Raw genomic sequence first — 12,575 nt, forward strand, 5'->3', positions numbered from 1 at the left:
ATTACTGTGAACATCAGGGGAAGTGTGATGGCGTTAACGGCTGAATTGAAGCAAAAGACCAAGCGACTAGTAGAATCAAAAAATATGCTCAAAGGGATCACGGTTGCCTCTTTTTTAGAGTCAACCATAGTGCCGATTCCGCTTGAAGCTGTGATGGTGCCGCTTATGCAGGCAAGGCGAGAAAAACTATGGCTAATTGCGTTAATGGCAACGGTTGGGTGTGTGATGGGTGCCTTATTTGGTTATGCGTTGGGTTATTATTTATTTGATGCAGTAGGGGACTCCGTTATTGAGCTGCTATCGAGCCAGTCTCAGTTTGAGCAGGTGAAAGCACAGATGCAAAGTCAGGGGTTTTGGTTTGTGTTGACCTTAGGTATTGCGCCAGTACCTTTTCAGATTGCCATGTTAGCAGCTGGCGCCACAAAATTTTCACTATTACAATTTCTAATTGCAACCTGTATTGCCCGTTCACTACGTTATTTTGGCTTGGCGGCGGTCGTTTATTTTGCTGGTGATCAGGCTGAAAAGCTAATTAAACAACATAAAATAAAAGCCGTCATTTTCACAACGGCCATTGTGCTGCTCGCATGGTGGATAGCTAGTCGCTAGTATTTTCTATACAAAAACTTTGATTCATTTTGTGATCGTGCAAAAGCGAGTAAATCATCGCTCAGTGCTAGTGGCTCTGACATCAACATTTGATACTGTTGATAAAAGTGATGAGGCGCTCCGGCGCGCTCAAATAATGCGAGGGCTGCTTCACCTTGCCGAGCATACTCTCTGTAATCTTTGGACTTATTCAGCAGTTGAATATAAGCAAGGTAAAAAGGCTCAAACTCAGCATGTCTTGCAGAGCCTGTCTGCTTTAACATGAGATCAATGTTGTACAGCAGCTCGCTTTGGTGCTGCATTGTCTCAATTAACTTATTTTGATCTTGGCGGATCATCGAGGCTACCACTCGTTCTTCAAAGTTATTAAGTTGTTCGACCACTGTTTGATAAATCTTTGCAAATTGCGCTTGATGTAAAACACTGAACTGTTGTTGCAAGTGGCGTAAAAAAATCGCTTCCTGTTCAGCTAGTAAACCTCGTTGCCGTTTTGCTTCTACTAATACCGTTTGGTAACTCTGAGATTGTCTTTGAGTATTTTGCAGTGTTTCAATCAGCTCAGTAATTGTTTTTATCTTAGTATTTATGGCAAGCAGCTTTTGATTGATTTCGATAGTATTCCACTTGCTAGGAGGCTGGTTAAAAAAACGAGTGAACGATATTTCATTTTTACTTGCTGTCGTTTGCAATTGGACTAATTCATCGATCAATTCAGTCAAAGGGTAATCGATAGATAACGCACGCAGCAATGTATCCGCTTGCAATGAGTTATTAACCCCTTTGGATTGTCCAGCCTCTATTTGAGCTGTAACAATGTTGCCGTTGTCATAGGCGCGTTGTGCATCGGATAGCAAAGTGGAGGCATTTAATGTTTCTAAATATAACGCTTGCCACTTATTACTATCATACTCATTGAGCGACTTGAGCGCGTTAAGTTGAGCATCTAAATTTCGTTGCTGTTGAGCAAGGGTTAATTCTTGCTCTATTTTGGTGATTTCTGATGGCGTACAGGCCGCTAACGCAGCTAGAAATATAATAGGAAGTAGTTGCTTCATATCGTTATTATTTTGTAGTCCTTTTGCTTAACGTTAGCACCATCACGGAAGTGGAGCAATATTCCTAGATGGGGTATGTATTTCGATATTTACCCACACTGGAGTTATTTAATGGCTGTCTGATCTGCATTTTGCTGGCTGTTGCTGAGTAATAACCCTGCTTATAAAAGTGAAGTGCGCCGTCTTGCCAATCCAACTCGAGAAATCGACAGACTTCTCTCATCACAGCCTGAGGCTTTTCTACCAGCGATTCATAATTCACAAACTTAATTTGAGTCGGATGTTTTTGTGCAGCATCTTGCAAAAACGTATAAGTATCATCATACATAGCTTGAATATCTTGTATCCGGTATGAGTAGCCATGAAAGGGACTGTTCGTTTGATATAGTTGACGGAAGTTTGCGATACAAGTATCTGTTCTGTTTCGCTTCATCACGACAAACTTCGCGCGTGGAAACGCCTTTGCGAGCAAATCGATAAAGAAAAAATGAAATGGTTGTTTGTCTATAAAACGTTGCTCACCATCAACGGATTGTGAGCTAAAGAGACGATATTGCCCAATGGCGTTAGCCTCTTCATAGGCGCGGCTGATATGTTGAATATTGCTGTTATAGTCATGACAAACCCTAAGTGCTTGAGGCAATATACTGGTCTCTCCCAGCGGCTGTAACAGCAATTGCGCTAAAATTTGCTCCATCAGACTGGTGCCTGAGCGCGGCAGCCCAACGACAAATATTGGTGCAAGCGTTTGCTCCGGTGCAAATTCAATAGGTCTGTCGAGAAGTTTACTAAGTGCTTGAAAGTAATCCGTCATCTGTTTAGGTGAATAGGAAATCTCAGCACTGATCGCTTGCTTACTGGCAATAAAGCTTTGCCATGCCTTGGGATAATTTTCTTGCTTTTCGTATTCGAGTGCCAGTGCATGGTGAAGCCGCTGTAATGCAAGTGGTGTAGTTTGTGCTGTTATTTCAGTTGCTAATTGAGAGATGCGAGTCGGTGCTGATTCTACAGGAGTAAGCTCTGAGTAGGCTAACTGGCACTTTGCATTACTTGGGTTTGCTTGCACTAAAGAGGCAAGCAGCGTCCGCGCTTGTGCTAATTCACCAGACATCTTTAAATGCATTGCATAGTTGAGCGCGATTTCAGGACAGTGTGGTGAGCGTGTATAGGCATGGCTAAAATGCCAACCAGCGTCAGTATATTGATTTAATCTCAGTAATATATTTGCGAGGGTATCGTGCTCAGATCCCAACAACTGTGTGTTACCTAGCAAATGCAGAATATAACGCTTTGCCACTAATGGTGCTTGGGTAAAAAGCGCAAGTTTGGCAGCGCTCAATGAGTAAAATGCGCAGGGAAATAAACTTAGGCACTTGTCGTAAATTTTTAGTGCTTTGCTGAGGTTACCGAGAGCGATATTCAATTCGGCCAATAAGGCGTACGCGTGGTGATCGTTGGCATTGGTATTAATGCGAGCGACTAATGCGTGATGCGCCGCTTGAAATTGACGCTGTTGAATATAGCTTTGGATCTGATTGTATGATGTCATCGCAACGTAAAGAGAGTGAAGGTAACTTCACTCTCTATTTTAGTTTTTTGCTGATTATAACTCAAACTGATAGTTCAGCTTGACCCCAACGGTACGAGGTGTTGTGACATAGTGTCCGTACACACGCTGCTGCTCAGGCAAGGCTTTGTTTAACGCCGCGAATTTAGCTTCACCAGCCCAAGACTTGTCGCGTCTTACCGAGGTGAAAGCAAATTTGTCAAACAGGTTGTCGACATAAAAAGTGACGGCCCATTGCTCGCTTGAAAGCTTCGCACTGAGGTTAGACAAGGCAAAGCCTGGTAATACCTCTCCGTCAGCTTTGAGTCCGACTTTCGTGTATACGTCACTCTGAGCGGTTACTCCATAATTAACGTTAAGCACTTTGTCGTCGAACACTTCCTGCTCGTAGCTTAAACCGAATGAGAACTGCTGTTTTGGGGCGCCAGGTAAGCGGTCACCGTCAGTACCGTCATAATACGGCTGGTAAAGCGCGATTTCTTCAGCGCTGTAGTCACCTTCTTTGAATACCGCAAACAGGGCAGGTGCATCATCAGTGAGCTGTGCTTTTGCATAAGAATAGGTTGCATACACCGTCCAATGGTCGTTCAACATAGCGCGGGTTGATAACTCGATACCAGTAGAGTTCGCAGAGCCTGCATTGGAGGTAATGATCTCTTGACCGTTTACCGTCACAGATGAGATCTGTGCATCTTCCCAATCAACACTGAATAATGCGGCATTAAAATGCAGCTTGTTATTCAGCCATGTAGACTTTAATCCCAGCTCATAATTAGTGGTGGTATCTGGTTTATAGCTAAGCTCATGCGGCAGTGCACAGATGATCTGTTGCTCAGGTAGTGTTTCTGGACAGGACTCCAAACCGTTGCCACCGCCTAACCTAAATCCTTCACTGACAGTGAAGTACGTCAGCAGTCCATCTTGCCAAGTGTAATTGGCATTAAACTTAAACAAACTACCATTGTCTTTGGCACTGACTTGTTCAAATGAAATTTGCTCAAGGCTTGGCAGGCCACCAGAATAGAGCGGGGTTTCAGCCGCTGACTCAGTTTTAACATCATAGCGATAGAAACGAGCGCCCACTGTGATATTAAAATCGTCTGAAAATGCATAGCCAATTTCGCCAAACAATGCTGACTCTTTGCTGGTGGCATTGGTCAGTGCAATATATTCAAGATCTTGCTCAATATTGTTGATTTCGTCGCCCCAAAACTCCGTGAGCCCTGGCGTGTACTCTCTATCGTCCGAGCTAATTTCCTGTTTGCTGTAATATACCCCTGCAATCCAATTTAGTGCGTTATCCCCTTTAGAGACTAAACGGATCTCTTGGGTAAACGTGTCTTGATCTGTGGTGTCTTTAGTCAAAGCGGTAAAACTAGGAAAGTCCGCGTAACCTGGCCAAATATCATAAAGGAGATCGGTTTGATCTCGTTGGCCTTGCTGTTCTTTGCTTGACCAACCGGATGCCGAAACTAAATCAGCAAACTCTAAATCGGCGTTGATTTCAAGGCTAAGCAGGTCGTCTTCTTGTTCATTAGGTTCAAGCACGCGATAGGCTGACTCGTTTGGTTTAATAGAGTCGGCAAGCGGGTGTTGTGCGCCAAGGCTTTGATACTGTGAAATCGAGTTAGCACCATTTTCTTGTTTTTGATGGAAATAGTTCAGTGTGGTATCGATATTCTCACTCACCAACCAACGTAGAGAAACACGCGTGGTGGTAATGGTCTCATCATTTGCATCCGCCACTGAGTTGATATTCGCTTTAACATCCTCAGCATTGGACCAGTCGGGGTCTGGGTTTGAAACGCCAGCTTGCTTAACCACATAGCTATAATCCATAAAGCCGGGGTTGTGATAGCGGTTAATGCTCGCACGAACGGCCAACTCATCCATCGCTATAGGCATATTGAAGACAGCACCGATTTCATGACCGTTACTGTCACTTTCATCGATACTGAATACGTCGCCACTGAGTTTACCCTCAATGACATCAAGCACAGGTGCTTTTAGCATGGTTCTAATCGCACCACCAAGCGTACCTGCACCGTATAGCGTACCTTGTGGGCCGATTAAGACTTCAACACGCTCGATATCGGTTAGTCGCAAATCTACGTTGATTGGAATTTCGCCGAGGTAAGTTGCTACAGTGCCCGAGTCAGAGGCACGTTCCGACGAATTAGTATTCAAGCCACGAACAATAATAGGTGAGCCCTCACGGCCACCTTGTTCTGTGATTGTCAAACCAGGAACCCATCTTGCTACATCTTCAAGGTCGCCAATATTTTGGTCGCTCATCACATCGCTATCGACGGCAGTAATGTTTAATGGCGCTTCTTGAACTGTGCCGGCGCGCCGAGTGGCTGTTACTTGAATTCGTTCAATTGACTTTTCTTGAATCTTACTTTCTTCAGCTTGTGATTGATTAACAACAAAAAAACTCGAACTAACTGCTAGTGCGACTAAGCTTGGATGGAGCTTACTCATGAATGGTGAAACCTCAAATTAAGAATTAAACATGACGAAATTTCAATCTTTAGAAGTGGGTAACTATGCAGGCGGTGCATTTCTGTCCCGAGTTTAGAAAGAATTTCATACAACCGGTGGTGAATTGACTCACCATGTTTTGTTCATGGTTTAGGTAAATTTAGCCACCTTGAAACTGCGGCGCATGCTAACATGCTTATTCTTGTTTTGTGAATAATTATTTTGATTTTTTGAATGGTTATTTCTTTTTCAAATGAGATGGTTTGCGAAAATTTTCAAATAGCTTAGAGTATTAACTCCGTATGTTTCTTTTGTACGTCGATTATCTTAAGGAAAAACAATGAAAAAGCTGATGTTTGCATTGTTGGCATCTTGTACGTTACTTGGTTGCTCTGACAGTGAAGTTGGTGATGTGTCACTAGGTCTATTTACGCTCAAAGATATAAAGCTGGACTCTATGGTTGACCCTGTTGTAACGGGTGTGACCTGTCATGTGGCGAGTGTTGAAGACGACTTGAGTTTTTCGGACCCAAGCGATAGCTCTATCTCTTGTCGTCAAACGAGCGAAATAACACCTGCAATGCTAGCGAATATAGATAAAAGTGACTCTGGCGAAGTGGTATTTAAAAAATCAAAAAGTGTATTTTTTAAATCAATGAAAGTGAGAAGGATCTTTGATGCAAAAAACCAAACCTTGATGTACTTAGCCTATACCACTAAGGAAACCTCTGGTAGCTTTAAGCATAGCTTATCAACAGTGCCATTATGGGGAACTCAGGCTTATCAAGGCGTTAAAACCAATTAACTCGAATGTTGGCTAGCACATAAACCCATAAGTTTCGATAATTGCATTAAGTAAATTATTTTTTTGTTTGAATTAAACCTTTTTGCTCACGATTTCGACTAAGCTTAGTAGTGATAATGTTAGGAGAAATCGTGATGCTAAAAACACGCTTTTTAGGGAAAACGGTCAATATTGCATTTGCAGTGATGACTGTATTATTTGTTGTTTTAACGTTAACAACTGATGCTCATAGCATCTCATCTCAAGCAACTCAGGCTGAGATGTTTAGTCAAGATGAGATGATTACCGAGTCCAAATCTAAGTAAGTTTGGACCGTGATTTATCTTGTTTTGCTGATTAATGTCATTCGAAACGATGAAAAATTAATATAAATAGTGCGCTCGGCTCAGTCTTTGTTGCGCGTAGTGTTAAGTGCATAAATTTGCATGAAGTTTTTATGACATATACTCATGCTTCACTTACGCTCTGTATAGCGTATAAACTCTAAACTGCCATCTCTGACTCATCTCATTAATAGTCTTAACTAGGCTGTCACTAAAATTGTAATTAATTTGTTGCGTTCTCCCCAGTCTGCATTAGCTTTAATTAGGGACTAAGAAAAAAGCAGCGCAGTTTGCAATCGGATATATGCAAGTTTCTGTTTTAAAAAATACGAATTTTAGCTGACGTACTCACTATTCGTCTGACTAAAACGCTCAAACACAAGGAAGAAATATGGCACGCCAATTCGATAACTTTTATAGTCATGGGGCAATTAATTTTAGTGATTTTATTAATTGCGTTTCTAGCTTATATACTGGTCCAGACTGCTTGGATGACAGTACGCTAAGACTACTTGCTGAAATGTTGTATCGACTATCACAAAATAAGCAATTTCTCGCGGCACAAGTGGCGAGTAGCAGTGACTACCAGCACCACGTTCGAGGGATGTTGGACAATGATGATCTTTATGTACTTTATGAAAATAAACGACCATTTTTTAAAGTATGTGCACAGATTTGGCATCCAACACCAAAGCGGGGCTCTCAACACTGCTTTGTTCCGCAGGCACGGGACTATAATTTTACGGCATTGACGACCAATTATTTTGGCCCAGGTTGTGGATGCAAGCTCTACCAATATGAATATAGGAAGGACTTACAGCAAGGCGAGCATTGTGATTTGCAGTTTGGACAGTTTTATCAATTTACCCCTGAGTCTGTGCTTTTTACAGAAGCGTCGAGAGATGTGATAGCGCAGGCTTTACCTAAAAGTTTGAGTATCACCATCAGTTTACAGCTGGAGCAAAGGCCACACGCTTGCTTTTTGTTTGACAAGTCAACAGGTCGTGTACAGCGTATTATCGTTGAGTTACCACCGGAATGCGTCGACACGCCAAAATCTCTAGTGCTCGAAAGCTAAGCAAATTAGTTTGCAAAAGTGCGGGAAAAGTCAATTAATTCGCAATTTTCCGTCTTTTATAGCTGTAACAAAAACGCAAATATGTTACTTGTAGTTGCATCTATGAGAATAGCATGAGCACTTTATTGCACTTCATTTCTGAATAAAGTGCTTATATCCATTTGCTTTTTCAAATTGGTATGACTATTCCATCAGCAACCAGATCTGCACTGGTATTTTTAGCTTTGACAACAACCCTAATGGAGCGGCGTAATAATGAATAAAATAAGCGTGGTAGCACTCTCTGTCGTGCTAGGTTTGAGCGGATGTGCTCAAGACAAGCCAACAACAGAAACGACATCTGTTGCTAAAACCACTGAACCAACTCTCTCTCGTGCAGAAATCGACAAAGTCGTAGAGCAGTACACCAAGCAATTTATTAACCACCAACCCGCGCTTGCCACTTCGCTTAAATTATCAAGTAGTGAATATGGTCACTATGCTAATAGACTACCGGATTACTCGGTTGTCGGAATGCAGGCGCTTCAGGTGGATATGAACGCAGCCGCAGATAAATTAAAACAATTACAATCGGGCGTGGCGAACTCTAATGACTTGTTGCACCTTAAAGTAAATGAAGTTATTGCACGTTATTATGCTGGGGATAAAGGCTTCTCGGCAGGTTATATTGATACTTGGGGCGGACACCTGCCATATATTGTTAACCAATTGTCCGGCCCATTGCTGGATATTCCAAATGTGCTTAAAGACCAGCATGGAATAGAGAGTGAGCAAGATGCAAAAGACTATGTTGCCCGCCTAAATGCTTTTGTTGAAGTCACGAAGCAAGTTGCAAATAAGGTAAAAGCGGATGCCAATAAAGGCGTAATTTTACCAAAAGTACTGTTTCCAAACACGCTAGGCTATTTAGATAACTTCACGGCGTCAAGTGGTGCAGAACACCCTTTGGTTGCATCGTTTAAAGATAAACTTGCAGATCTTGACGGTATTACGGATAAAGCCGCCGCTGATTATGTTGCACAGGCAACGCAAATTGTTGAGCAAAAGCTTTATCCTGAATTTAAAAATGTGTCTGCGATTATGCACGCTCTAGAGAGTAAAGCGCCTGAAAATGTCGGTATTTGGGCCCAACCAAATGGCGAAGCTTTCTACCAGCATGAGATCACCTATTTGGCGGACTCTGATATGAGCGCGGAAGAGATCCACCAAATTGGCCTTGCTGAGGTGGAGCGTATTTCAAAGCGTATGGACGAAATCCTCAAGCAAAACGGCTATTCACAAGGCACTGTTGGCGACCGGATGAAGCAGCTCAATGAAGAGTCGAGATTCTTATATGCGGATTCTGACGAAGGTCGTGAAGCGTTATTATCGTTCTTGCGTGGTGAAATAGGGAGCATTTTACAAAAAGCGCCAGATTACTTTTCTACTATTCCACCGCAACCTGTTGAAGTTAAACGTATACCAAAAGCCGTGGAAGCGGGTGCACCGGGTGGTTACTACAACGGTCCATCGCTTGATGGAAGTCGTCCTGGGGTATTTTCAATCAACCTAAAAGACATGAAAGCAGTACCAAGCTTTGGCATGAAAACCTTAACGTATCATGAGGCGGTCCCTGGTCACCACTTCCAAATTGCGCTTAATATGTTGCAAACAGAAATTGGTTTGATGCGTCAAAATGCCTCATTTAATGGTTATGTTGAGGGCTGGGCGCTGTATTCAGAGCTATTGGCTTACGAAATGGGGATGTATAAGGACGACCCTTTTGGAGACTTAGGTCGCCTGCAAGCTGAGGCATATCGTGCTGCTCGACTGGTGGTTGATACGGGCCTGCATTATAAAAAGTGGACACGCGACCAAGCGATCACCTATTTTGCTGATGCAACTGGTACGGCGATGAGTGATGTGGTATCGGCTATCGACCGTTATATCGCTTGGCCAGGTCAAGCGCTTGGTTATAAGTTAGGTATGCTTAAATTAGTTGAACTTAGAGAGTACGCTAAACAGCAGCTAGGTGATAAGTTTGATATTAAAGCATTCCACGACGTGGTGTTGCTAAAGGGAGCAAGGCCAATGGCGCTTGTTGAAGAAGATATCAAGACTTGGATTAATTCTCTGAAGTCGTAAATATACTTTTCGGCTTGAAGTCAGTGAACGATGCTGGCTTCAAGCTGAAGTTATCTACAAACTGCTATTTCTAGCACTCGTTCACACTTAATGTACGATCATAATTTGCAATTCGGCTTTGCCACGGCATTTTCAATAATTTCTTTGCTGCGATGTATATCTTTCTTTTTCAGCTCAAATCCTGCTTCATCTTCATTTTTGACCGGTTGATAAGCGAGTTTTGCATAAAGCGCAAAGTGATCTGACCCTATGTTGTCTAGCCTTTTAATATCGATTACTGTGAAGTGGTGACTCGAAAACAAATGATCCAGCGGCCAGCGTGCAAACGGGTACTGTGCATGAAACGTGTTAAACATGCCTCGGCCAACTCGTGGATCAAGAAGCCCACTTATTTTCCTAAATAATCTCGTGGTTGGAGACCAAGCAACATCATTGAGATCGCCAGTGACTATGGTAGGCAAAGGCTCATTTATGACGCGTTTGGCGACAACCACCAATTCTGCGTCTCGCTCAATGGCCGTTTCGTTTTCGGTGGGGCTTGGCGGTGCTGGGTGCAAAAAATGGGCTTGGATCATGATATGGGGAGCGATCTTGAGTTTTGCATGAATCGAAGGTACACCTTCTTCAACGATATATTCACATTTTGCCTCGTCTAGCGGGTAGCGAGAATAAACATGCATGCCATATAAATTTGATTGCGGGCATTTAACGCTGTAGGGCAGTATATCTAACAACGAGTCTAATTGTTGCTCCCATATCTCATCACTCTCTAACGTGACTAAAATATCAGGTTGATGTACTCGGACTTGCTCCAATAGCAGATTAAACTGTCGATTGGTTTGCAGTACATTGGCGGTGATTAGGCTGATTGTGTGAGTATTGGTTGTCGCTTTTTTTACCTCGACTGGCCAAAGCGGGGTGTAGGGTAAAATCCACCACAGTTGAAAACTTAAACAGGCTAATAAAGAAATGACAGCAAGCGCGGCTACGCTTTGAAGATTAAGGTAGAAAATGGACAGCAGTAGCGTAAATGCAGTAATAACAACGAGCTGAAGTCGCGGGAACTCCATTGCTCTAACACTCCAGTGCGGATGTTTAGCAAGTGGCAATAACGTAGCAAGTAGGATAAAACCACACAGCGCGACGATAACCCAAGTCATGAAATTCCTCAGCAAATAGGTGAATTCAAGAAGTATATTTCATGTTAGCTGAAATCGCTGTGAATAGCATCGGGTCTGGACGGTTGCCTAAACCCGATACTCGTTCAGGGATATTTAGTCGAGATTAGTTTTGATATGGGGTATTTTCCGCAAAGTATTCATGGCTGTCAGCATTTTGAATTGCTTGACTTGGGTTAGAAATTGCCAAGTTTTTCGCGCCAGATTGACCATAAACGATGTCATCTGTACCCGCCACGGCGTTAAAGTGACTTAGCTCGTGAACAATCGTGCCTGCACGTGAATCCGTACCCAGCTCATTTGCGCTCCAAAATGCGCGGCATAGATAGACTTTGTATGGTTGATTTGGGTATACATAAGCAAAGTATGATTTGTTACAACTACAGTCAAAAGTGAGATCTTGGTTGTCGATTGCATCATTGATTGCATTGAAGTTGGATTTCACGGTTGCATAACGGCTGCTTGTCGCTGCACCAAACCAAGTTTGATAACGCGTAGACGGGTTGCTTGCTGAGTGGCTATTTAGGTAGGCAACAGAGTCATTAGTGATCTGATCTGCAGCATTTAGTGCTGACAAAATACTGGTTTTTTCACTGTTACTACAACGGCCTGTAAAACAAGTGCCATCAGTGCAGTCAGCAGCGCGGGCGCTTGGTTTTGCATTGATTTGAACATTGCCTTTCGTCATCGCAACGCCTTCAAGCCACAGGTTTACCGAGTTTGAGCTGAGCTCTGCTACATCGGCACGCATCATTGATTGCTGCCCCATCGTTCTGGCAGCCATACGTGGCATTTCTTTTTTACCGAAAAGGTCAAATGACTCAACATCATAACTAATTTCGTAGTTACCTGGCTGGCTAAGATCATAAAGGCCCGAAAGCTCAAATGATTTAGTGAGTGTTTCGCCAGACTTTAACTTAATAAAGTCAGCTTCAGTAGGAGCCGGGCGTTTGTAGTGAGGACCAAAGAAATTAACTTCTTTACCATCACGCGTAATTTTGAAAATATGCTCTTCTTCAAGATCTGTATACCAGCTTAGAATTTTCTGATTACCTTTACCCTGATTGGTGATATTTAGTGTCGCAATAACATCGCCGTTGCTTTTTGTGTCGACATCAACACTTACCGCTAGGTCTTTATTCATTGCTTGAGCATTCAGTGATGCGGTTACGGCTGCCGCGAGTAACCCTGTTGATAGTGTGCGTGATAGTAGCTTCATTATTTCTTCCTGTTGAGGTTGCTACAGTCTCTCGGCTGGCAGGTACAAAACCAGTAGTGAGGACTGAGTTTACTTGTTGTCATTTCGTTATTTTTAAAGATGAATTCAATCTTCACTTTTAATTAACAATAAT

10 protein-coding genes are annotated in these 12,575 nt (G+C 42.8%); 5 read left to right on the forward strand and 5 right to left on the reverse strand.

Features of this window, described 5'->3' with window-relative positions; translation table 11 throughout:
- The first annotated feature begins 27 nt into the window (after positions 1 to 27).
- The gene (locus L1D50_RS00815; RefSeq protein ID WP_128725576.1) at positions 28 to 609 is read left to right on the forward strand and encodes a VTT domain-containing protein; all 582 of its coding nucleotides are present in this window, start codon (positions 28 to 30) and stop codon (positions 607 to 609) included.
- Here the strand turns inward: L1D50_RS00815 and L1D50_RS00820 are convergent.
- The 3 genes from L1D50_RS00820 to L1D50_RS00830 all read right to left on the reverse strand — a co-directional run bounded on the left by L1D50_RS00820 (position 606) and on the right by L1D50_RS00830 (position 5,715).
- The gene (locus L1D50_RS00820) at positions 606 to 1,664 is read right to left on the reverse strand and encodes a hypothetical protein (RefSeq protein WP_138522578.1); all 1,059 of its coding nucleotides are present in this window, start codon (positions 1,662 to 1,664) and stop codon (positions 606 to 608) included. The genes L1D50_RS00815 and L1D50_RS00820 overlap by 4 nt on opposite strands.
- A gap of 64 nt (positions 1,665 to 1,728) precedes the next feature.
- Positions 1,729 to 3,213, reverse strand: a complete 1,485-nt coding sequence (locus tag L1D50_RS00825; protein ID WP_239965315.1) for a sulfotransferase — start codon at positions 3,211 to 3,213, stop codon at positions 1,729 to 1,731.
- 54 nt (positions 3,214 to 3,267) lie between these two features.
- Positions 3,268 to 5,715: a TonB-dependent receptor gene (locus L1D50_RS00830; protein WP_239965316.1), complete on the reverse strand. Its 2,448-nt coding sequence runs from the start codon at positions 5,713 to 5,715 to the stop codon at positions 3,268 to 3,270.
- Positions 5,716 to 6,055: 340 nt separating this feature from the next.
- On the opposite strand from L1D50_RS00830, the gene L1D50_RS00835 reads away from it, so the two are divergent.
- From L1D50_RS00835 to L1D50_RS00850, 4 genes are all read left to right on the forward strand, one after another.
- Positions 6,056 to 6,520 carry a CreA family protein gene (locus L1D50_RS00835; RefSeq protein ID WP_045964078.1) on the forward strand — a complete coding sequence of 155 codons (465 nt, stop codon included), beginning with the start codon at positions 6,056 to 6,058 and terminating at the stop codon, positions 6,518 to 6,520.
- Positions 6,521 to 6,636: 116 nt separating this feature from the next.
- On the forward strand, positions 6,637 to 6,825 hold the full coding sequence (locus tag L1D50_RS00840; RefSeq protein WP_239965317.1) for a hypothetical protein: 189 nt from the start codon (positions 6,637 to 6,639) through the stop codon (positions 6,823 to 6,825).
- A 409-nt stretch (positions 6,826 to 7,234) separates the two neighbouring features.
- Positions 7,235 to 7,921, forward strand: a complete 687-nt coding sequence (locus L1D50_RS00845) for a transposase (protein ID WP_128725581.1) — start codon at positions 7,235 to 7,237, stop codon at positions 7,919 to 7,921.
- Between the two features lie 255 nt (positions 7,922 to 8,176).
- Positions 8,177 to 10,045 carry a DUF885 domain-containing protein gene (locus tag L1D50_RS00850; RefSeq protein ID WP_239965318.1) on the forward strand — a complete coding sequence of 623 codons (1,869 nt, stop codon included), beginning with the start codon at positions 8,177 to 8,179 and terminating at the stop codon, positions 10,043 to 10,045.
- Positions 10,046 to 10,143: 98 nt separating this feature from the next.
- Here L1D50_RS00850 and L1D50_RS00855 read toward each other — a convergent pair whose 3' ends face one another.
- Together L1D50_RS00855 and L1D50_RS00860 are read right to left on the reverse strand one after the other, a co-directional pair.
- Positions 10,144 to 11,205, reverse strand: a complete 1,062-nt coding sequence (locus L1D50_RS00855; protein WP_239965319.1) for an endonuclease/exonuclease/phosphatase family protein — start codon at positions 11,203 to 11,205, stop codon at positions 10,144 to 10,146.
- Positions 11,206 to 11,329: 124 nt separating this feature from the next.
- Positions 11,330 to 12,442 carry a M35 family metallo-endopeptidase gene (locus L1D50_RS00860; protein WP_128725584.1) on the reverse strand — a complete coding sequence of 371 codons (1,113 nt, stop codon included), beginning with the start codon at positions 12,440 to 12,442 and terminating at the stop codon, positions 11,330 to 11,332.
- Between the last annotated feature and the right edge of the window lie 133 nt (positions 12,443 to 12,575).

Origin of the sequence: Pseudoalteromonas sp. Isolate6 (assembly GCF_022398435.1) — a bacterium.
Classification (GTDB): Bacteria; Pseudomonadota; Gammaproteobacteria; order Enterobacterales; family Alteromonadaceae; genus Pseudoalteromonas; species Pseudoalteromonas galatheae.